Below are 21,355 nucleotides of genomic sequence, written 5' to 3' on the forward strand. Positions count from 1 at the left end.
ATTAAAATGAGAGGAGAGAGAATGTCCGACAATTCAGATGCCGACTACGAGGTCGGCCAGGACAATATCCAGATCATGGGGCTGGATATTCATAACCCGGTATTTGCCGTGTCTGGCCTGACCATCATCGCCTTCGTCTTCTTTTCGTTGGTTTTCCGCGAGCAGGCTGCCGACTTCTTCGGCTGGTTGCGCCCCGCGCTGACCAACCAGTTCGACTGGGTATTCATGCTTTCGGCCAATATCTTCGTCGTGTTTTCGTTGCTGTTGATCGTGACGCCGCTGGGCAAGATCAGGTTGGGCGGCGACGATGCGAAACCGGACTACAGCTATGCGGGTTGGTTCTCGATGCTGTTCGCCGCTGGCATGGGGATCGGGCTTGTTTTCTGGGGCGTGGCCGAGCCGATCTCGCACTATGGCGCATCACTTGGCGGTGTCGCCGTGGGAGAGGACGGCCTGCGCACCGACTGGGCACCGTTGGGCGCCGGGCTGGAGGATCCCGACGCATCGCGGAAGCTGGCGATGGCAGCCACGATCTTTCATTGGGGCATGCACCCCTGGGCGATCTATGCGGTCGTTGCGCTGGCCTTGGCATTTTTCAGCTTCAATCGCGGGCTGCCCCTGACGATGCGCTCGGTCTTTTACCCGCTGTTCGGCGAGGCCACTTGGGGTCCGCTGGGGCATGTCATCGATGTGCTTGCGGTCTTTGCGACCATCTTCGGTCTGGCGACCTCGCTCGGCCTGGGGGCGACACAGGCGCTGGCGGGTTTGAATTATCTGTTTGATGTTCCGGTGACGGACGGGATGAAAGTGCTGCTGATCGGCTTGATCACGGTCTTCGCCCTGATTTCGGTGATCGCCGGACTGGACAAAGGTGTCAAACGCCTGTCCGAGGCCAACATGGTACTGGCGGCGCTTCTTTTGTTGCTGGTCCTGATCGTGGGGCCGACCATGGCGATCCTGACCGGGTTCTTCGACAGCATGATCGAATATGTCGTTGCGCTGCCGGGCCTGTCCAATTGGGTTGGGCGCGAAGACACGAACTTCATGCAGGGCTGGACCACCTTCTACTGGGCTTGGTGGATCTCCTGGTCACCGTTCGTCGGCATGTTCATCGCACGTATCTCGCGCGGCCGAACGATCCGCGAGTTCGTGACCTGTGTCATCCTTATCCCGACGCTTGTCGGCGCCCTGTGGATGAGCGTTTTCGGCGGAGCTGCTCTGGATCAGGTCATGTCCGGCAATGGGCAGGCTCTGTCCGATGCGGCGCTGGAACTGAAGATGTTCAAGATGTTCGAGGCTTTCCCGATGGCTGGACTGCTGTCGTTCGTCGGTATCGTTCTGGTGGTTGTGTTCTTCGTCACAAGCTCGGATTCGGGTTCGCTGGTGATCGACACCATCACGGCAGGCGGCAAGACCGATGCTCCGACGGCTCAGCGCGTATTTTGGTGCGTGCTGGAAGGGGCCATCGCGGTCGTACTGCTGCTGGGCGGTGGGCTCGGCGCATTGCAGGCCGCGGCCATTGCCACCGGCTTTCCCTTTGCGATCGTGCTGGTCTTGATGTGCGTGTCCATCTTCATCGGTCTGGTGAACGAACGCCGACGCAACTGAGCGTACCGCCACTGACAGTGGGCCCCGGTTACATCACCGGGGCCTTTCATTTATTTCGGACTGCCTTCGAAGAAGCCGACCGAATTGCCATCGGGATCGACCGCATAGAAGAACCGACCGGCCGGGATTTGGATCGGATCCGAGACAACCTGACCTCCGGCAACCTTGACCCTGGCCATGATCTCTTCAGCCGTGCCCTTTGCGGCCAGATGAAGGGTCGGGCCGGTACCATCTTTTGCTGGCTTTCCCGGATACAGATGCAAGGCAACGCCCGTTGCCGGGTCAGCGGGGCGGAACATGGCCATGGGGTTCGGGCCGGATGTGTCGACCGCAAGTTCTCCCCCTGTGGCGTGGGCATAGAATTCTACCGCCTTGTCCAAGTCGAAAACAGGCAGTTCGCCCCACACCAGAAAATCCTTTGGAAGATAACTCATCTGAAACCTCTCTTGTCTTGAGTGCCGTGAGTTTGGCATGTGCTGATGACAGAAGCTGGCATCAGACGCCCGGCTTGACCGCGCGGGGTTGACCGGGCTAACTGACGGCGTTTGGTCCCGTCATCCTCGTGCGGGCGGCCGAACTGCCGCGGCGATACCCGTGGCTGGCTGGAAGACCTGCCATGTATCGGAGTTGTCCGGTGTCATGCGCGGGCGGAACTTCGGAACATTGGGCATGACAACAGAAGGATTGTGCGATGGGCACTCTGGATATTGACTTCGTTCGGGCGCAGTTTCCGGCTTTTTCCGAACCCAGCCTGAAAGGGCAGGTATTCTTTGAGAACGCGGGCGGCTCCTATACCTGCAAACCCGTTCTGGATCGGCTGACCCGCTTCTATACCCAGCGCAAGGTACAGCCATATGCGCCCTACGAGGCCAGCCGTCTGGCGGGCGAAGAGATGGACGAAGCACGTGCCCGGATGGCGGCTCTGCTGGGCGTGGACACCGACGAACTGAGCTTTGGCCCTTCGACCACGCAGAACACCTACGTACTGGCGCAGGCATTTCGGCAGTGGATGAAACCGGGTGAAGCGATCGTGGTGACCAACCAGGACCATGAAGCCAACTCGGGGCCCTGGCGGCGCCTTGCCGAGGACGGCATCGAGGTTCGCGAATGGGAAATCGACCCGGAAACCGGTTCGTTGAATCCTTCCGATCTGGAAAATCTGCTGGACGAAAAGGTGCGGCTGGTTTGCTTTCCCCACTGTTCAAACGTTATCGCCGAAATCAACCCGGTCACCGAAATCACGGCGATAGCGCATGCGGCCGGGGCATTTGTCTGCGTGGATGGTGTGTCCTACGCACCGCACGGCTTCCCGAACGTGGGGGACCTTGGGCCGGATATCTACCTGTTCTCTGCCTACAAGACCTACGGACCGCATCAGGGCTGCATGGTGATCCGGCGCACGCTGGGCGAGTTGCTGCCCAATCAGGGGCATTTCTTCAACGGGGACGTGCTGTACAAGCGGTTCACGCCGGCCGGACCGGACCACGCTCAGATTGCCGCCAGCGCCGGCATGGCCGATTATGTTGAACTACTTTGCGACCACCACGGCGGCCCATCTTCGGGGGCTTCTGCGCGTGGTGCTTTTGTCCACGACCTGATGCGTGCGCACGAAGTTGAGCTTCTGCAGCCGGTTCTGGACGCGCTCAAGGATCGCAATGCGGTGCGCCTGATCGGCCCATCCGATGCCGAACGCCGGGCTCCGACCGTGGCCTTGGCCGTCAACCGCAACGCCGAAAGCGTGGCGGCTGATCTGTCCAAACACGGTATCATGGCCGGCGGTGGCGATTTTTATGCGGTTCGCCCGCTGACCGCCATGGGTGTCGATCTGGAGCAAGGTGTTCTACGGGTAAGTTTCACCCACTACACCTCGCGAAACGAGATCGACCAATTGCTCGAAGCATTTGACCGGGTTTTGTGATCCGGTAACAGTTCCGCCCCGTAGACATATGAAAACGGGGCGGAAATGGACAAAGAGCAGTCACCAATAATTTTGTGGTTCCGGCGTGATCTACGCCTGACTGACCATCCGGCTTTGGCTGCGGCCGCGCAGACAGGTCGACCTGTGATCCCTGTTTTTCTGCGCGATCAGCTGGTCGATGACTTGGGCGCGGCTCCGAAATGGCGACTGGGCCTCGGCCTTGCCGCATTGTCAGACAGCCTCGAGCGCAAGGGCAGCAAGCTGATCCTGCGAGGCGGCCCGGCGCTGGCCGCGCTTGAAGACCTGATACGGGAAACGGGGGCCACTGATGTCTATTGGTCGCGGGCCTATGATCCCGAATCCATCGGGCGTGATACCCAGATAAAGGCTGCATTGTCCGCGCAGGGCGTAACCGCCAAGTCTTTTGCCGGGCATCTTTTGTTCGAGCCCTGGACGGTCGCCACACAGGCGGGTCAGCCGTTTCGTGTTTTTACACCCATGTGGCGGGCTGTGCGAGGGAGAGAGGTCGACGCTCCCAAGCCGGCACCGTCGCGGATCGCGGCACCCCGATCATGGCCGCAGTCCGACGGGCTTGAGGCCTGGAACCTTGGCGCGGATATGCGTCGTGGCGCAGCGGTCGTTCGGGCTCATGTCGAACCGGGTGAGGCCGCCGCATTCGCGCAGCTGGACGAATTCACCGAACGGCTCGACGCGTATCCCGCAAAACGCGATGATCTGGGCGATGACGGCACGTCCGGACTGTCCGAGTACCTTTCGTTGGGCGAGATCAGCCCGGCAACCATCTGGCACCGGGTCCAGAGCGCAGGGTTTTCCGGTTCATCCGGGGCCGAGGGCTTCTTGCGCCAACTTGTCTGGCGCGAGTTCGCATATCACCTGATGTACCACACACCGCATCTACTTAGCGCGAACTGGAAGCCGGAATGGGATGCGTTTCCGTGGAACACCGACTCCGAGACCCCCGAGGTTCGAGCCTGGACAATGGCGCGAACGGGGATACCGGTGATAGATGCGGGCCTAAGGCAGATGTATGTCACCGGGCGGATGCACAACCGCGTCCGCATGATCGTCGCCAGCTACCTGACCAAGCACCTGATGACGCACTGGAAGATCGGCATGGATTGGTTTGCGGACTGTCTGGTCGATTGGGATCCGGCAGCGAATGCCATGGGGTGGCAGTGGGTTGCCGGGTCGGGGCCGGATGCCTCGCCGTTCTTTCGTATCTTCAACCCGCAGACCCAAGCGGAGAAGTTTGACCCCAAGGGCGCTTATGTCCGCCGATGGCTGGCCGAAGGACAAAAGAACCCGCCCGAGACGGCGCTTGCCTATTTCGATGCGGTGCCGGTGTCATGGGGACTGTCTCCGACGGATGCCTATCCTGATCCGGTCGTTGATCTGAAGGTTGGACGACAGCGGGCGCTTGCCGCCTACGAAGGCCGAAAACACCAGTAAGGAATTGAAAACTTGCCAGAAACGGAATCCCGTCCTAGCCTGCTCCGACCACCGCACAGGGGAGGGCGGATGATCCTGACGACGACAGAGGGGCAAAAAAACCTGCCCAGATATTTTTCGCAGGTCTTCAAGATGCTGCAGCGAATGGAGTCCGGACGGCTAGACATCGCGCTGCCGGATGGTCGCGTGTTTCGCAACGAAGGCGCCAAGCCCGGACCTGTCGCCCGCGTCGACATTCACGACCCGGATGTCTTCGCCCGGCTGATCCGTGAAGGCGAACTCGGCTTTTCCGACGCCTACCTTGAAGGTGGGTGGAGCACACCTGACCTGCGCGCCTTCATGGATCTTGTCCATCTGGGCACTGAGACGGTGTATGATGATTTCACTGGCAAGTTTTTGGTTCAGGCCTACGAGCGCCTGCGGTTCTGGCTGCACCGGAACAACCGAAAACAGGCCAAAAAGAACATTTCGTACCACTACGATCTGGGCAATGATTTCTACAGCCTTTGGCTGGATGAGACGATGACCTACTCCAGCGCGCTGTTCGAAACCGGTCAGGAAAGTTTGGAAAAGGCTCAGACGGCCAAATATGCCAGCCTGGTCGACGAGATGGGAGCAAAGCCGGGCGACCACATCCTTGAAATTGGCTGCGGTTGGGGTGGCTTTGCCGAATACGCCGCCAAGGAAAGAGACCTGAGGGTCACAGGCCTGACCATCAGTCAGGAACAGTTGAAGTATGCGACGCAACGTATAGAAAAAGCTGGGCTTTCCGACAAGGTAACCTTCAAGCTGCAGGACTATCGCGACGAGCGTGGGCAGTATGACGGCATTGCGTCGATCGAGATGTTCGAGGCCGTTGGGCAAAAGTACTGGCCGGTCTATTTTCAAACGATCCGCGACCGGCTGAAGCCCGGCGCACGGGCCACGCTTCAGATCATTACTGTGGCCGACCGCCGCTGGGACGTCTACAAGAACGGTGTTGACTTTATTCAGAAATACATCTTTCCGGGCGGCATGTTGCCAGCCCCGACGGTGCTGAGGCAGGAAATCCAGCAGGCCGGTCTGGATGTGGTCAAGTCGAAGGAGTTCGGCCCAAGCTATGACCTGACCTTGCGGCGCTGGTACGACACGTTCAACGACAAATGGGACCAGGTTGCTGCGATGGGCTTTGATGAGCGTTTCCGCCGCATGTGGAATTATTATTTGACCGCCTGCGGCGCAGCCTTTGACACGGGCAATTGCGATGTGACACAGATCACCGTAGCAAAACCCAACTAACACACGGAAATATCGGAATGCCGACAGCCTCACGTCTTGTTGCCGCGCTCAGTCTCATGGTGGTGGCTTTCCTTGTGTCCGGCATGATCATCGACAACGGCGAAGAGGGAAAGGACTACGGCTACTTTACCTATGTGAACCTGGTCCTTGGTTTTTTGTGTGGTTGGGTCATCATGGGCAAACGGGCGGGCCGCGGCTGGACTGCAGCCGTCAACAACGGCCTGACCGGAGTGGTTTCTCTGGTGTTTTGGGGCCTGTTCGTCCAGGGCACGTACGAGATGTTCCGGCTTGCGATGCGTCACCGCTATGACGGGCCATTCGAGGCATTGCTGGCCATTTTCCAGATCGGTGTGGATTTCGGCAAGCAACTGATCTCGCCCGAGATCATCGCGACTTTGGCGATTGGTGCGCTGCTGTCCGGCCTGTTTACCGAAGGCGCCTCGCGGCGCTGGAACTGACGCCCTAGTCACGAGCCTACGATGACCAATCTGTTTTTCTACGGCACATTGCGGTATTTGCCGCTGCTTGAACTTGTTTTGGGTCGCTCGGGACAGGATCTTGCGGCAGAGCCGGCGATGCTGCCGGACCACGCGGTTCACGCGGTGCGGGACCAGGCCTTTCCGATGATCCTTGAGACGCCCGGCGCAGCGGCACAGGGTATCGTGGTGCAGAACCTAACTGCGCAAGACATCGAACGGTTGGCCTTCTACGAAGGTGGGTTCGACTATGACCTGCACGTCAAAGAGGTCGTCCTTGAGAGCGGACCGAGCGTTTCCGCCCAAGTCTTCTTTCCCGCCCCGGGGTTATGGACGCCGGCCGATCCCTGGTCGTTGGAACAGTGGGTGTCCGAGTGGGGCGCGATGACCCTTTTGGCTGCGGATGAGGTCATGGGGTATTTCGGCAAGGTCGATGCCTCTCGGATCGCGCGCAGCTTTCCAGCCATTCGCATCCGGGCCTGGGCCAAGCTTGCGGCGCAGCAACGGAGAACCGGGGATGGTCGCAGTGTCCGCGATGATGTGATCGTGCACCGCCACACGCGCGCATACATCGACTATTTCGGGATGGAAGAAATCGAACTGCAGCACCGCCTATACGATGGGTCGATGGGGCCGGTTCTCAATCGGAATGGGTTGATGCAGGGTGCCGCGGTCGTGGTGCTGCCGTATGATCCCCTGCGCGATACGGTCCTTTTGGTTGAGCAGTTCCGAACCCCGGTATTCTTGATCGACGACCCCGAGCCTTGGATGTGGGAGCCGGTCGCCGGCATGATCGATCCCGGAGAAACCCCTGAACAGGCAGCCCACAGGGAAGCCTTGGAGGAGGCGCAGGTGTCGTTCTCGCGGCTCGAATATGCAGGTGGCGCCTATTCTTCGAGCGGATCTTCCACCGAATACATCCACCTCTATGTTGGGATTGGAGACCTCACCGCCTCGATCAACAATGGTGGCTTAGCGACCGAGGGGGAGGACATTCGCAGCAGGATTCTGCCATATGTCGAATTCATGGATATGGTTGACCGGCATGTCTTCAAGGACCTTCCTCTTTTGTCCCTGGCGCATTGGTTGGCACGCAACCGCGATCGGCTGCGGGGATGACTATCCCGCCTTGTGGTCGGCGCAGGGCACCTGTACATCTGCGAAAACGCCATTTTACAAGAGGGTGCCATGCGCATTGCACGAGACCTTGCTGACGCCGTAGGAAAAACTCCGTTGATCCGGCTGCGCCGTGTCAGCGAAGAAACCGGGTGCGAAATCCTTGGGAAGGCCGAGTTCATGAACCCCGGGCAGTCGGTCAAGGATCGCGCGGCGCTGTTCATCATTCGCGACGCCATTGCACGCGGCGATCTCAAGCCGGGCGGGACGATTGTCGAGGGGACGGCGGGCAACACGGGCATTGGTTTGGCGCTGGTCGGCGCGTCGATGGGGTTCAAAACCGTGATCGTCATCCCGGAAACCCAATCCGAAGAGAAGAAGGACATGCTGCGCCTCGCCGGGGCTCAACTGGTTCAGGTTCCCGCTGCACCTTACCGGAATCCCAACAATTTTGTGCATTACTCGCGGCGGCTGGCCGAGCAGTTGGCCAAGACCGAACCCAATGGTGCGATTTGGGCAAACCAGTTCGACAACGTCGCGAACCGTCAGGCACATGTCGAGACCACAGGGCCGGAAATCTGGGAGCAGACCGACGGCAAGGTCGATGGATTCATTTGCGCGGTCGGATCGGGCGGAACGCTGGCCGGTGTGGCCGAGGCTTTGCAGCCCAAGGGCGTCAAGATCGGTATCGCCGATCCGATGGGTGCTGGTCTCTATTCCTACTACACGACGGGTGAAATCGCGATGGAGGGTGGCTCGATCGCCGAGGGGATCGGCCAGGTCCGCATCACCAAAAACCTTGAAGGGTTCAAGCCCGACCACGCCTACCAGATTACGGACAACGAAGCGTTGCCCTACATCTTCGATCTTCTTCGCGAAGAGGGGTTGGTCATGGGTGGGTCCACCGCAATCAACATTGCCGGCGCCGTGAGACTGGCCAAGGAAATGGGTCCGGGTCACACCATCGTCACCGTGTTGTGCGACTATGGCACGCGCTACCAGTCGAAACTGTTCAACCCCGACTTCCTGCGTGAAAAGGAATTGCCGGTTCCAGAGTGGATGACCGAGGCCCCGCGCAGCATTCCGGGTGTTTTTGAGGACGTATGATGCTGCGGCAGTTTCTCGTTTTACTGGCATTTGCGTTTGTGGTCGCATTTGGCGTCGCAGGCGGAGCCTCGGCGCAGCTGACCGACCGTCAGAGCGAGTACTACCAGGGTTGGCTCAGCACCGCCGAGCGTGCCGAGAAGGTGATCGAAGCCAATCGGGCATCGAATGCCTCGATGGAGAAATTGCGCACTGAAATAAGTGGTTATCGGGACGACTTCAATCGCGCACGAAGTGCGAACACGGATCGCATTCAAACGCTGGAAAGCCAGCTCAAGGCATTGGGGCCCAAACCCGATGACGGATCTTCCGAACCCGAAGACATCGCCAGCTTGCGAGAGAACCTCGAGCAGCAACTCAACAGCCTGAAGGTGCCGCGGATCATCTCGGAAGAGGCCTACAGCCGTGCCAACGGCCTGATCAGCGAAATCGACAAGATCATCCGTGAACGGCAGCGGAAAGAGTTTCTTGAGCGCGGGCCATCGCCGCTCAACCCGGCGCATTGGGCGCCTGCCTGGGTGGACGTAACCGAAGCTGGCCGTGCATTGATGAACGAGACGAAGGCCAACATGCGTTCGGCTGTTGTCCGTGAAAAGCTGAAAGAGAGCGGACTTGCCATCGGTATTCTGCTCGCGGTGGCCGCGATCCTGCTGCTGTTCGGGCGATCATGGTCGGAGAAAGCAGGGGATTATCTGCGGCGGTTCGGAGGCTCCGGGCGTGGCGTATGGACATTCGTCGTGTCGCTGTTCCGGATCATCCTGCCATGGTTCGGGGTTGCCATCATCGTTCAGGCGGTGGTCATGACCGGAGTACCGGGGTTGCGCGGCACATTGCTGATCCAGGAAATTCCGTATTGGGCCGCGATCATCCTGTTTTACGACTGGATCGGTCGTCAGGTCTATTTGATGGGCGAAGAACGGGGTTTCAAAGTCCTGTCGGCAAATACGATCAAGGAACTGCGGGTTTATCTGGATCTGCTCGCGCTGATGCTGATCCTGCATGAACTGGGCCAATTGTTCGAACGGATCGAAAACACCTCTGAGGCTACTCGCGCCGTTGTCAGCTTCCCTGTGATACTCGTGACAGCCCTGTTGCTGCTGCGGATCCGCCAAATCCGCCGCCCCGAAGGGTCTGAGGACGAGTCTGAGCAGGGCCAGTCGACACGGGCGGCCGGGTTCAGCCAGCTGGTCGAACTGCTCCGTCGGGCGCTGTTTTTCCTGGGCATCGCAAGCGTTGTCCTGGCTGCCATTGGCTATACCAATGCCGCCGAAGCGATCGTGTTCCCATCGGTCAAAACGCTGGTCCTGATAACGGCCATCGTCATCTTCCAGCGGTTCATCAGCTCGATCTATGGCTGGCTGACGGGGCAGGGCGACGCGGCCAGCGACTCGTTGTTCTCGGTGCTGGTCGGGTTCGTTCTGGCCATTCTGTCGTTACCCATTCTGGCGCTGTACTGGGGGGCGCGCGACTCGGACCTGCGCGAGGCGTGGTCCCGGCTTCTGATGGGTTTTGACATCGGCGGCGTGACGGTCTCGCCCAGCAACTTCCTGACTTTCGTGGCCGTGTTTGCGATCGGTTACATGCTGACCCGACTGCTGCAGAGCGGTTTGCGTAACTCGTTGCTTCCAAAAACCAGCATCGATCCGGGTGGGCAGAACGCGATCGTCGCAGGAACGGGCTATGTGGGAATTTTCCTTGCGGCGCTGGCCGCGATCATTGTCGCGGGCTTTGATCTGTCGTCACTGGCGATCGTCGCGGGTGCGTTGTCTGTGGGTATCGGTTTCGGATTGCAGACAATCGTGTCGAACTTTGTATCGGGCATCATCCTGTTGGTCGAACGGCCGGTCGCCAAAGGGGACTGGATCGATGTCAACGGGATGATGGGTTATGTACGCGACATCTCAGTACGCTCGACGCGGGTGGAAACCTTTGACCGGACCGATGTGATCGTTCCGAACTCGGACCTGATCAGCGGTGTGGTGACCAACTATACCCGCGGCAATACCATCGGACGGGTCATCGTCCCCGTTGGCGTCGCCTATGGGACCGACACCCGAAAGGTCGAGAAGATCCTAAGCGAAATCGCGAATGCACATCCGATGGTTTTGGCCAACCCGGCACCCAACGTCGTGTTCCAGGGGTTTGGCGCGGACTCGCTGGATTTCGAAATCAGAGCGATCCTGCGCGACGTGAATTGGGTGCTGTCCGTAAAGTCGGACATGAACCACGAAATCAACCGGCGCTTCACCGAAGAAGGGATCGAGATTCCATTCGCACAGCGCGATCTCTGGCTGCGGAACCCCGAGGTTCTGGTGCAACCGGCCAACAAGGCAGCGAAGCCCCAACAGCCGGATCAACAGGAACCTGTGAAGACCGACGACGCAAGCTCGGCGCCGATGGGCCTGACCGAGGCGGACATGGACGGAGACAACGGCGAAGAGCTGTAGTCAGAGGACTACAGCACCATCTCGCCGGCTGGACGAGACCGAAGCGACCCCGCTCAATCGTTTGGCGCGGGGGCGCTTCAGGCAACTTGCGTATCCCTTGGATTTCCGCGCAATCGGCCCTTGCAAATCCCTGTTCGTTGGTCCAAATATCGCCGGCACGGAGAGGTGGCCGAGTGGTCGAAGGCGCACGCCTGGAAAGTGTGTAGGCGGGAAACCGTCTCCAGGGTTCGAATCCCTGTCTCTCCGCCATTCACCTTGAATACCCACAGTTTTTGCGCACCGCGCGGGATCGGCAGTGTTTTGGCCCGGACACCTTGGGCGAACATGTGTTGTGCGCTGGGATCCGTACTGCCGGGCGGTGAGGCGGTGTACCGGGATTGTTACGTATCGGGGAACTGCACGGCCAGTTCTGTGCTTTTAGGGACGGCTTGGCAGGTCAGAACTTCACCGCGTGCGATGTCGTTCTGATCGAGGGCCATGTGCGCCCGCATTTGAACCTGACCCTCTGTCCGAATTGCGCGGCATGCGCCGCAGACGCCTGACTGGCAGATGAAGGGCGGCGCCAGCCCCGCTGCAATGGCGGCCTCCAGGATCGTTTGCCCGGCCTCAATGGGCACATCGCGGGTTTCCCCATCAAGCGTCACCCTCGCTGTGGCCGCCATGCCCGACTGGATCGTGTCCTGAGCTGGGTTGGCGCCGATGCTTTCCATGTGGATGCGAGCATCGGGCACATCCAGCGCGTTCAGCGCTGCCCGGACGTCTGAGTTCATGCTGCCAGGGCCACAGACCCAATACTGGACGTCCTGCGCGATGGGGGGTGACTCTTCGATTGCCGCCTTGATCGCATCCGTATCAACGCGGCCGGCTCGCCAGGGGCTGAACCAGCTCAACAGCGATCGGGCAGACAAGACATGGCGCAGGGTGAACCGGTATGGGTTGGCCTCGACGAGGGCGTCCAGCGTTTCCCGAAACAGAATCTCATTCTCGAACCGGTTGCCGTAGATCAGGTGGGCGACGGAATGTGGCTCGTGGTCAAGCACGGCTCGGATCATCGCATAAAGCGGCGTCAGCCCGCTGCCCGCGCCAAAAAAGTAGTGGGTGCGTCGTGCAGTTGCGTTGGGTTCCAGCGTGAAGCGGCCAAAGGGTGGCATCGCCTCGACCGTATCTCCGGCGCGCAGGGTGTCGCCGATATGGTTCGACACCAATCCTTTGGAAACGCGTTTCACGGTGATCTGCAGCGCCTCGTTTGGCGGGTTGGAGATGGTGTAGCAGCGTCGCTGCTCTTTCCCGCTCAGGCCGAAGCGCAGTGTCAGATGTTGGCCGGGGGACCAGCGAAACAGCTCGGTCAGGGCGGGTGGTACGTCCAGCACGACGGTGGTTGCTTCGCCACTGATTTCAGGCCGGATTTCAGCCACGGACAAGGGGAAGAATTTACGGGTCACGTGTGGTCCTTTCCTGAGCAAAAGACGGCCATCTTCGGTCAGCGATAATCCATGGTGGTGTGCAGTGCGCGGATCACCCATTTTCGGCCTTTGCGCGTGAGCGAAAAGCGGTCGGTTTGCGCCATCGTACCTGCGTGCCCCTGCCAGTCGTACTTGACCGTGGTGACCGCTGTTGCCGTGGCGCTACTTGGCTCTTCCGTAATCACGATCCGCGGGGGTGAGCGCTCTTTTTCCACATACCCCTGCAGCTCTGGGACAGATTCAAAGCCGGGGTCGCCCTTTCGCTGGGCCCAATCGGCCACCGAATAGCTAAAGTGATCATCCGGCTGGCCCTGACCATATTTTACGGTGATCGTGTGGATCGCTTCGGGATTCCAGTCGCTCCAGGCGATCTGGGAGTCGGGGGCGGAGAGCTGACGTTCGGCAACCGCCTTCGGGTCGCTGCCGGGCGCGGCGAGAGCCAGTCCGCCTGCCAGGGCGATCCCAACCAAGCTGGCAAGAATGCGAAGGCTCACAGGATGACCTTTGGGTTCTGGGCAGTTGGGCGCGGGATGATTGGTGCCGGCCCAGGGATGGCGTTTGGGGAGAGTGTTTTGGGCCTGGTCATGTCTCGGCCTCAGCTTTCGTCATGAAGTCCATAACAACTTGCTGATGCTGCAAAACCGGGCCTTCTCCGACAGAGGCGGGGCCGACTTCAAACAACGGGCTTGCCAAGGATTTCTGTTGCTGTTCGCAGGCATAGACATCTTCGGTCGTGAAATCGCCCGAGGCCATCGGATCATCTTTGCCCAACGCATCATCGCCTTTGTATTTCGGGCCACCGAAGTCACGCCAGAACGCGTAAGATGACCATTGCTGCCGCGAGTACTCCCACGCCGACGCGCTGGCCAATCGGGTGCGGTTTTCCACTCGCGTTCGGTCGGGCGCGAGTGGCGTGATGATGAAGATGTTCCAGCTGTCTTCACTGCCTGCCAGGCCAATGCCCGGAAACAGCATCGGCACCCAGGCGCCAACGTGCGGTTTCGGGATTACTCGCGGAGTGGGCAGGTTTTTCTCGAGCGCGCGGGCATAGTCTGACGCGGGCGGCTCCCAAAAATGATAGTGTGGACCTTTCCAGCCGTATTCTGCGCGACCGTGGTCATACATGTGAAGCGTGTTCGAATGCAGGTGGCTCAGGTGGAAGACGTCGATGTAGTTCTCAACCACGATCTTCCAGTTGGCGCGGATCTCATAGCTTTGGCGGGCTTCGCCGTATTCGACCAATTCTTCGGGCTTGTGCGGGCCCAGCAACGGATCCACGGGCCCGAACCACTCCGCAAGGCTCGGCGCCTGCGGGTTAGGGTGCACGAAGATCATCCCGCGCCAGAGATCGACGCTTGCGGGTTTCAACCCGAGGCAAGATTTGTCGATGCCGTCAGGATATTCGCGGTTTTCATCCGGGACCGAGATCAGGTTGCCTTCCAGATCGTAGGTCCAATCGTGATAGGGGCAGGTCAGTGCCTTCTGTGTTTTGCCCACTGCACGGATCAATTGGGTTCCGCGGTGACGGCAGATGTTGTGGAACGCCCGCAGCCGACGGTCGCGCCCCATTACGACGAAGATGTTGTGCAAACCCGCCTGGACCGAGATGTAATGTCCGGGCTCGGGTACATCCTCGGCAAACCCGGCATATCGCCAGGTGCGAGAGAAGATCAGTTCTTGCTCGCGGCCGTACCAGTCCTGCGCTGTATAGGCAGAGGCGGGAAGCCGGTGATACATTCGTGTCATGAAAACCTCTCAGACCAGTCAGGCCGGATAGTCGGCCGGTGCGATGTCGGCGGTAACCATCAGGCCGCCAAAGACCATCCAAAGAACAGTAACGGTCCAGAACAGGAGTGGATCGGTTTCGCGGTTGACGGTATTGATCAGGAAAGCTTGGCCGCTGCGGATCGACGGTATGGCCCACCAGAGGAATACCAGCCCCCAGGGCCATTGGAGCCCCAGCCATGTGGCCACCAAAAGAACGGGTAGGGCTGCGTAGTTGATCAGTCTGGGGAGATTGATCATGCGTCACTCTCCAAGCTTGCAAGCAACGCCAGCGCCGCCGCCCTCAGATCGTCGCGCCACTGAGCTGGCGGTGAAATCGGGACAAGCGCGTCGATGTTCTGAGCGCAAGCGGTTACTCCATGGGCGACGGCCCGAATGCGTTCGGGAGGTGCCGATGGATAGGCGCGGGCCAGATTGCCTTCGATGACGGCCAGAAAGTCGGCGTAGCTTTGGGTCAGTTTGGGGCCCAGGTCAGGAATGCGTTCTGCGGCCGTTGCCAAAGCCTGCCAAGCCAGCATCAGCCGGGGATCATGGCCGTGCCCGTCGTCAAACAGGGCATCAATCAACTCAGATGGCTCACCCTGCGACTCGAATTGACCCGAGACCGCCTCTGTAACTTCGGCAAACGCGTTGATCACGTGGTCTGCCAATGCCGCCGTCATGTCATCCCGGTTTCCCAAGTAGTGGCGCAACAAGGGCCGTTTGACACCAGCCTCTGCCGCGATGCGTTCTTGTGTTGCGCCTTCCAATCCGAAACGGGCCACACAGGTCAGGTAGGCATCGAGTATTTCCGCGGATCGTTGGTCTTTGAGCTTAGGCCGGGGCATTGGGATTCCTTTATTGTCATCTTTGACAAATAACTACAGCGGATAAGTTGTCAATAATGAAAATTAACAGAACAGGGCTACGGACAGGCCAAAATCAGCCTGTCCCTGCTCAGGATTGGGCATGATGGGATGGTCGTCCGTGTCGGGTCTCGTCAGATCATACGACCGTTTCGCGCAACTGCGTCCGCGACGACGTTCTCCCACGCGGAGTAGACCCTCTCTGGAGAAAGAAGCGCCCTTAACTCATCGGATTCGTTTGCCATACCCGCGCGGGCCGTCGGGTCATTGATCAGACGAATGGCGGCTTCTGCCAGTCCGGTGACGTCGCCGGTCGGTACCAGATAACCATTTCGTCCGTGGCGGATGAATTCGGACGGACCATAGTCACAATCGAATGAGACGACCGGGATCCCGCTGACGACGGCTTCGGCGACAACATTGTGAAACCCTTCATACAGCGAAGACCCAACCACGATATCGGCGTCGTTGGCCCAGTCGCCGACCCGGGCCGTGTTGCCTGGCAAATGAACGCAGCCCTCAAGACCCAGAGACTTGCGCAATTGCTCGAGTGCGGGACGCTCGGGACCTTCACCGTAGATCGTCAGGGTGGTCCATGGGCACGCGGCATGGATCCTGGCCATGGTTTCCAGAAGAAGGTGAAAACCTTTCTGCGGCACCAGGCGACCGACCGAGACCAGGTGACGCGCTTTTTCGGAGTTCGACACCTGCGCGCGTGTGAAAGGCTCGATCGGGTTCGGTATAACCCGACCGCGACGGCGGAGCGGGCCGGGCAGATCCGCCAGACCTTTTTGCGTCAATGCAACGACAGCCTTCGACCTTCGGCCCAGAACGGATTGCAGTCGCGCCCATCCGGGGTGTGCGTCCTGCAGACGTGGGTTGTTCCGTTCCGAAATGATGACCGGCAGCTTGGAGTCCAGTGTGGCGATCAGGGTGATTACATTAACTTTGGTCAGAAACGAAATCACGACATCGGGTCGTAGTTCGCGAATGACAGAACGGACGTGCGTGATCCTATTGAACTGTCCGCGCCTGCCGGACAGCGCGCTGGTCCGCACTTTTTCGTTCATCGAGAAATAGGGACCGTTTTCCGGCATGCTGAACGCCGTTGCGTGAACCTCGCAACCGCGTTCTACGAAATGGTTCGACAACATGGCGATGACTTTTTCCGCACCACCCGGACCGAACCCTGCCTGCACAAAAAGCAGCTTTAAACCATTCAACGACACAGTCCCCCGCCGAAAATGGTAATTTGCGCAGGGTAATTGAGCAAGCTTGAGATGATCATTGCCACAAATGGACGCAAAAGCTGGCGACAATAGCCGAAATCCGGCCGATTGGACCGCAAGGCGTGTTGTCAGAGCAGCAGTTGTTCGAACCGGCTACTTGCTGTGGCCTGTAATGTCGTACAGGGCTGAAATCTGTTCAGCGCTCAGCTGGCGAGGATTCAGGCCTCGGGTCAGCAGGGCGAGTTTTGCGGTTTCCTCCAGTTCCTCCATTGCGAAACTGGCCGCCCAGATGTCTTTGCCGGCAACCACAGGGCCGTGATTGGCCAGCAGAACCGCACTGCGCTGTCCGGCCAGTCCGCGGACCGCATTTCCCATTTCAGGGTCGCCGGGCAGGAAGAATGGCAGCAATTTCACCCGACCGACCCGCATGATTGAATACGGGGTCAATGGCGGAAGAACGTCCTCGGGGTCAACTTCGGGAAGCATGGACCAGGCCACCGAATGCGTCGAGTGGAGGTGGACCACAGCCCCGGTCTGCTGCCTTGTGTCGTAGAAGGCCGAGTGCAGTGGGACTTCCTTGGTCGGCAAGTCGCCATCAATGTGCTGAAACCGGGCATCCAGATGGCTGATCCGTGCCGGGTCGAGAAACCCCATCGAACTGCCGGTCGGCGTAACCAGGATCGTTCCGTCGGACAGCCGGGCCGAGATGTTGCCCGACGCACCGCAGGTCAGTCCCCGGTCGAACATCGACCTTGCAAGCAGACAGATTTCTTCCCGTAGCTTCGCCGCCTCGCTCATTGTTGTTGCTCCATTCTGTTCAAGGCGTCCGCAAAGAAATCGGGGCCGCCGAAATTGCCCGATTTCAGCGCCAGTGCAACGGACGGGGTGGCGGGCAGGAGTACCATGGGAACGCCGGCGGCCAAGCGGGGGCCGATCTGCAACTGTTGTGCGCGCAGGCCCTGGACAACCGCGCCCGAAGTCTCACCCCCTGCAATGACCATCCGGCGGAAGCCCGCGGCCCAAAGGCTGCGGGAGAGATCGGAGAACAGGTTTTCGATGGCTGCAGATGCCTTTTCCTTGCCGAAGCAGTCCTGTGCTTGCCTCACGACTTGTGGATCGGCCGAAGAGTAGATCAGCGGCGCTTGTTTCTGCTCGAGCGCCCAGTTGACCAATTCTTCCACCGAGATCGAGCCGCTGACCGCGTCCCGCGCGGTGACTTCGCGGTGTGGGGCGATGTCCCGGTAGCGCGAGACTTGCTCTCGGGTAGCGCGACTGCAGGATCCTGACAGCACGATGCCGGGTCCGGACACTCCGTCCCACTGTGGGTGTCGCGGTTCGAACCCAAAATTTGCCGGCAACCCAAGCGCGATCCCGGACCCGCCGCAAAGGAGCAGGGTATCGCGGGCAGCCTTGCCGATTTCCAGCAGGTCTGCGTCGCGGATCGCGTCGACAATCGTATGACCTTTGGCAGGCAGGGCAGACCGAATGGCTGCAGCCCCCTGCATGACCACCAAGGCGGCCACATGATGAATCGGACGGGCGGACTGAGTGGCCAGCAGACGCCGGAGATCAGGGTCGGTCATCGGAGTCAGTGGATGGTTCTGCATGCCGCTTTCACTCAGCAACTTGTCCTGCACGAACAGGTGCCCTTGGTAGACGCTGCGCCCATTTTCAGGAAAAGCCGGGCAGACGATTGTGGTCGGAGCGTTCAGCCTTTCCGACAGCGCATCCAGAACCGGACCAATATTGCCCTTTGCGGTGCTGTCGAAGGTCGAACAGACCTTGAAGACGATTTGCTGCGCACCCTGGGACAGCAGCCAGTCACAGGCCGCCAGACTGTCGCGCACCGCCTCGTCAACCGGGGCCGTGCGCGATTTGAGCGCAACCACGGCCGCATCCAGATCCTGGTCCGTGTGGCCCTTTGGGATGCCAACAAACTGGCTGACGCGCATGCCGCCCTCAGCGAGGGTCAGGCCAATGTCGGATGCGCCGGTGAAATCATCGGCAATGACTCCGATCTTCATAGTCTGATCTCTCTGATTGGCCCCGTGTCCAAACGGTTGATGTGGTCGGCTGGTCCCGGGGGAAAAACGGACCGGACCAGCGGATCGTGGCCCGGGATGATCAGGCCGGGGGCGGACGCGAGGCTTTGCAGCTTGTCAAAGCCGTCCAGCATGTCCTGAAGGTCGACCACAATGGGAAATGGTTTTCGGGCCATGAAGTTCTCGTAGTAATGCGATGCGTCCGACGCCAAAACCATCCAGCCGCTGGCAGTCCGGACCCGTACGCATTGCAGCCCGCGGGAGTGGCCGCCGATGCAGTGGACCGTGACACCGTCGGCCAACTCGGCGTCGCCGTCGTGGAAAACCACTTTGCCGGAATAAAGCCGCTTGACCGCCTCGCAGATATGACCGGCCGAAAATGGCGCGCGCAGAGTGTCGTGGCACATGCAGGGACCCGTGGCAAAGGCCATCTCGGCCGACTGCATATGCAACGTGGCGTTTGGAAACAGGTGCAGACCCCCTGCGTGGTCATAGTGCAGGTGCGTGACGATCACTTGCTGAATGGCCTCTGGCGCGATCCCGAAAGGCAGCAAGGCTTCACGCGGATCCATGGCAATAGGCCGTCCGCGGCTCAGCCCTTCGTCGGTGTCATACCCGGTATCCACCAGAATGACCTGCGTGCCGCGCCTGAGCAGCCACAGGTAGTAGTCCATGGCATGAGGGGCCGCGTGATCGTCATCCAAAATGAAGCTGTCAGCGCGGGTGCGGGCATTTCTGTCCGCATATTTGATGGCATAGACTTCCCAGTCGTTCATCGCATGACCTCGGAGAACGTGTTGACCTGCTTTCGGACCACCATATCCGAAACCGCCAGATCAAATGTCTTGAAATGCGGACTATCCAAGTGGATCCTGAACGCGTCGGCGTTCGAGTAGATCTCATACAGAAAAACGATGGCCGGATCGTCCCCTGCGCAGACGTCGAATTGCAGACACCCGGGTTCGTCGCTCAACGACGTGCGCGCGTTGTCCAGCATCATCGGCAGGAAACGATCGCGTGTCCCGGGCTTCAACTCGAAGGTTACGGTGACGGCATACATCAGGCGGGGGCTCCTTTCAGACGGGCGAACAGGCGTTTGACCGGAGGCAGTTGGCTGAGGATCAGCGCCACGTTCAACACCAGCAGAATTGCTGCTCCGGGTCGAGAAACAAATACCGACAGATCGCCATCCGACAGGAACAGTGACCGGCGGAATGTCTCGTCGAACAACCCGCCAAGGATGACGCCAATGACCAGCGGCGCAATCGGATACTTCATCAGGTTCATGAAATACGCCACGAAGCCGACCCCCAGCATAAGGTAAAGGTCATTGATGCCGCCCCCCACACTGAACGACCCAATCGTGGTCAGAACCATCACGACGGGCAAGAAAACGGTTTGCGGGATTTTGAGAATCTTGATGAAGACCCGCGCGGTGAAAAGGCCCATCAGGAACATCGTCAACGATGCCAGCACCAGGATGGCCACGACCCGCAGGATGATTTCGGGGTCGATCGTGGGGCCGGGGATGACGTTGTTGATTTTGAACGCCCCCAGCAGCGCGGCCGCGGGTGGCGAGCCGGGGATGCCCAGTACCAACAGCGGGATCAGTGCGCCGCCGATGCAGGCGTTGTTGGCGGTCTCCGAACACAAAAGCCCGTCCAGTGAACCTTTGCCGAAGTTCTTCCCATCCTTCGAAACGGTTTTGCCGACACCGTAGCTGACCCATCCGGCAACATCCTCGCCGACGCCCGGCAGGGCACCAACGCCGGTGCCGATCACGCCGGACCTGCCGATGGTGGGCAGGTGACGGCGGACCGTCGAGAGATTTGGCAGGATCGAGCCTTTCAGAGCCATGACCTTGCCGGCTTCGACATGGCGCAGGCCTTCGATGATCTGAGGGATCGCGAAGGCCCCCATGAGAACGGGCACCACCTGGAACCCGCTCAGCATGTAGGACCAGCCGAAAGTGTAGCGGGGTTCGGACAGCAAGGGGTCAAGTCCGACCATGGCCATGGCAAGCCCGATCAGACCGGATATCCACCCTTTGAGTACCAGGTCCTCGCTCATGAGCGTGCCAGACAGAAGGATACCGAACAGGGCCAGTAGCGCCTTTTCCGGGCTTGCGATATTCTTTGAAACAAGCAGCAGTGCCCAGACGAAGATCAGGAGCGTGAGTGTGCCGATAATGGTCCCGATGAAACTGGCCGTCGTCGTCAATCCAAGCGCCTCACCTCCGCGTCCGGCCTTGGCAAGCGGGTGACCGTCCATTGCGGTGGCAGCGCTGGCGGCGGTGCCTGGGATGTTCAGCAGGATCGAGGGATAGGACCCGCCGTAAATCGCCCCCACATATGCGCCCAGCAGTGCGATCAAAGAGTAATCCAGCGGGATCTTGTTGCCGAAGAATCCGGTCAGAATGGTCACGGCAAGGGTCGCGGTCAGGCCGGGCAGGGCACCGAATGTTATGCCCAGAAAGACCGAAAAAACCAGATAGAGATAGGTCAGCGGATCGGCGACCAGCGCAGCGAAGGCATGGCCGAAACCCGCCAGCTGAGACAAGACGAACTCCATGGT

At 59.7% G+C, this 21,355-nt stretch carries 20 protein-coding genes and 1 tRNA gene; 9 read left to right on the top strand and 12 right to left on the bottom strand.

Translation table 11 applies throughout. From position 1 onward, the window contains the following. The first annotated feature begins 21 nt into the window (after positions 1-21). Positions 22-1,608 (top strand): BCCT family transporter, encoded by a 1,587-nt coding sequence (locus ACR0DA_RS04605; RefSeq protein ID WP_480753112.1) that lies wholly within the window; start codon positions 22-24, stop codon positions 1,606-1,608. A gap of 50 nt (positions 1,609-1,658) precedes the next feature. On the opposite strand, the gene ACR0DA_RS04610 is transcribed toward ACR0DA_RS04605, so the two are convergent. Next, positions 1,659-2,042, bottom strand: coding sequence for a VOC family protein (locus ACR0DA_RS04610; protein WP_170437302.1), 384 nt, complete (start codon positions 2,040-2,042; stop codon positions 1,659-1,661). A gap of 257 nt (positions 2,043-2,299) precedes the next feature. Between ACR0DA_RS04610 and ACR0DA_RS04615 the strand changes: the two genes are divergently transcribed. The 8 genes from ACR0DA_RS04615 to ACR0DA_RS04650 all read left to right on the top strand — a co-directional run bounded on the left by ACR0DA_RS04615 (position 2,300) and on the right by ACR0DA_RS04650 (position 11,666). Then, entirely contained in the window at positions 2,300-3,526 is a 1,227-nt protein-coding gene (locus ACR0DA_RS04615; protein ID WP_480753114.1) for an aminotransferase class V-fold PLP-dependent enzyme, read from the top strand. Between the two features lie 45 nt (positions 3,527-3,571). Beyond that, positions 3,572-4,996, top strand: coding sequence for a cryptochrome/photolyase family protein (locus ACR0DA_RS04620; protein ID WP_480753115.1), 1,425 nt, complete (start codon positions 3,572-3,574; stop codon positions 4,994-4,996). Positions 4,997-5,065: 69 nt separating this feature from the next. Beyond that, complete coding sequence (locus ACR0DA_RS04625) at positions 5,066-6,274, top strand: class I SAM-dependent methyltransferase (RefSeq protein WP_480635968.1); 1,209 nt, start codon at positions 5,066-5,068, stop codon at positions 6,272-6,274. A gap of 17 nt (positions 6,275-6,291) precedes the next feature. Beyond that, positions 6,292-6,732, top strand: a complete 441-nt coding sequence (locus ACR0DA_RS04630; protein WP_093961876.1) for a TrgA family protein — start codon at positions 6,292-6,294, stop codon at positions 6,730-6,732. 21 nt (positions 6,733-6,753) lie between these two features. Continuing rightward, entirely contained in the window at positions 6,754-7,869 is a 1,116-nt protein-coding gene (locus ACR0DA_RS04635; RefSeq protein WP_170597990.1) for an NUDIX domain-containing protein, read from the top strand. 69 nt (positions 7,870-7,938) lie between these two features. Further along, entirely contained in the window at positions 7,939-8,973 is a 1,035-nt protein-coding gene (locus tag ACR0DA_RS04640) for a cysteine synthase A (protein ID WP_170338935.1), read from the top strand. Then, positions 8,973-11,417, top strand: a complete 2,445-nt coding sequence (locus ACR0DA_RS04645; RefSeq protein ID WP_170597988.1) for a DUF3772 domain-containing protein — start codon at positions 8,973-8,975, stop codon at positions 11,415-11,417. The genes ACR0DA_RS04640 and ACR0DA_RS04645 overlap by 1 nt, the downstream gene beginning before the upstream one ends. 159 nt (positions 11,418-11,576) lie before the next feature. Then, a tRNA-Ser gene (locus ACR0DA_RS04650) sits at positions 11,577-11,666 on the top strand. 131 nt (positions 11,667-11,797) lie between these two features. Here the strand turns inward: ACR0DA_RS04650 and ACR0DA_RS04655 are convergent. The 11 genes from ACR0DA_RS04655 to ACR0DA_RS04705 all read right to left on the bottom strand — a co-directional run bounded on the left by ACR0DA_RS04655 (position 11,798) and on the right by ACR0DA_RS04705 (position 21,352). Continuing rightward, complete coding sequence (locus ACR0DA_RS04655) at positions 11,798-12,859, bottom strand: 2Fe-2S iron-sulfur cluster-binding protein (RefSeq protein WP_480753117.1); 1,062 nt, start codon at positions 12,857-12,859, stop codon at positions 11,798-11,800. A gap of 38 nt (positions 12,860-12,897) precedes the next feature. Next, a complete protein-coding gene (locus ACR0DA_RS04660) occupies positions 12,898-13,374 on the bottom strand; it encodes a hypothetical protein (RefSeq protein WP_480753119.1) in 477 nt (158 codons plus the stop codon). A gap of 88 nt (positions 13,375-13,462) precedes the next feature. Next, positions 13,463-14,626, bottom strand: coding sequence for an aromatic ring-hydroxylating oxygenase subunit alpha (locus ACR0DA_RS04665; protein WP_480753121.1), 1,164 nt, complete (start codon positions 14,624-14,626; stop codon positions 13,463-13,465). A gap of 18 nt (positions 14,627-14,644) precedes the next feature. Beyond that, positions 14,645-14,905, bottom strand: coding sequence for a hypothetical protein (locus ACR0DA_RS04670; protein ID WP_170339481.1), 261 nt, complete (start codon positions 14,903-14,905; stop codon positions 14,645-14,647). Then, positions 14,902-15,492: a TetR/AcrR family transcriptional regulator gene (locus ACR0DA_RS04675; protein WP_480753122.1), complete on the bottom strand. Its 591-nt coding sequence runs from the start codon at positions 15,490-15,492 to the stop codon at positions 14,902-14,904. The genes ACR0DA_RS04670 and ACR0DA_RS04675 overlap by 4 nt, the downstream gene beginning before the upstream one ends. Positions 15,493-15,644: 152 nt before the next feature. Next, a complete protein-coding gene (locus ACR0DA_RS04680; RefSeq protein ID WP_480753123.1) occupies positions 15,645-16,733 on the bottom strand; it encodes a glycosyltransferase family 4 protein in 1,089 nt (362 codons plus the stop codon). Positions 16,734-16,892: 159 nt separating this feature from the next. Further along, entirely contained in the window at positions 16,893-17,537 is a 645-nt protein-coding gene (gene otnC, locus ACR0DA_RS04685; protein WP_170597972.1) for a 3-oxo-tetronate 4-phosphate decarboxylase, read from the bottom strand. Further along, positions 17,534-18,763, bottom strand: a complete 1,230-nt coding sequence (gene otnK, locus ACR0DA_RS04690) for a 3-oxo-tetronate kinase (RefSeq protein WP_480753124.1) — start codon at positions 18,761-18,763, stop codon at positions 17,534-17,536. The genes otnC and otnK overlap by 4 nt, the downstream gene beginning before the upstream one ends. Then, positions 18,760-19,557 (bottom strand): N-acyl homoserine lactonase family protein, encoded by a 798-nt coding sequence (locus ACR0DA_RS04695; protein ID WP_170371355.1) that lies wholly within the window; start codon positions 19,555-19,557, stop codon positions 18,760-18,762. Before ACR0DA_RS04695 ends, otnK begins: the two co-directional genes overlap by 4 nt. Beyond that, positions 19,554-19,841 carry a putative quinol monooxygenase gene (locus ACR0DA_RS04700; RefSeq protein WP_170597966.1) on the bottom strand — a complete coding sequence of 96 codons (288 nt, stop codon included), beginning with the start codon at positions 19,839-19,841 and terminating at the stop codon, positions 19,554-19,556. Before ACR0DA_RS04700 ends, ACR0DA_RS04695 begins: the two co-directional genes overlap by 4 nt. Continuing rightward, the gene (locus ACR0DA_RS04705) at positions 19,841-21,352 is read right to left on the bottom strand and encodes a tripartite tricarboxylate transporter permease (RefSeq protein ID WP_170338914.1); all 1,512 of its coding nucleotides are present in this window, start codon (positions 21,350-21,352) and stop codon (positions 19,841-19,843) included. Before ACR0DA_RS04705 ends, ACR0DA_RS04700 begins: the two co-directional genes overlap by 1 nt. Between the last annotated feature and the right edge of the window lie 3 nt (positions 21,353-21,355).

Source organism: Ruegeria sp. CI8, assembly GCF_056536865.1.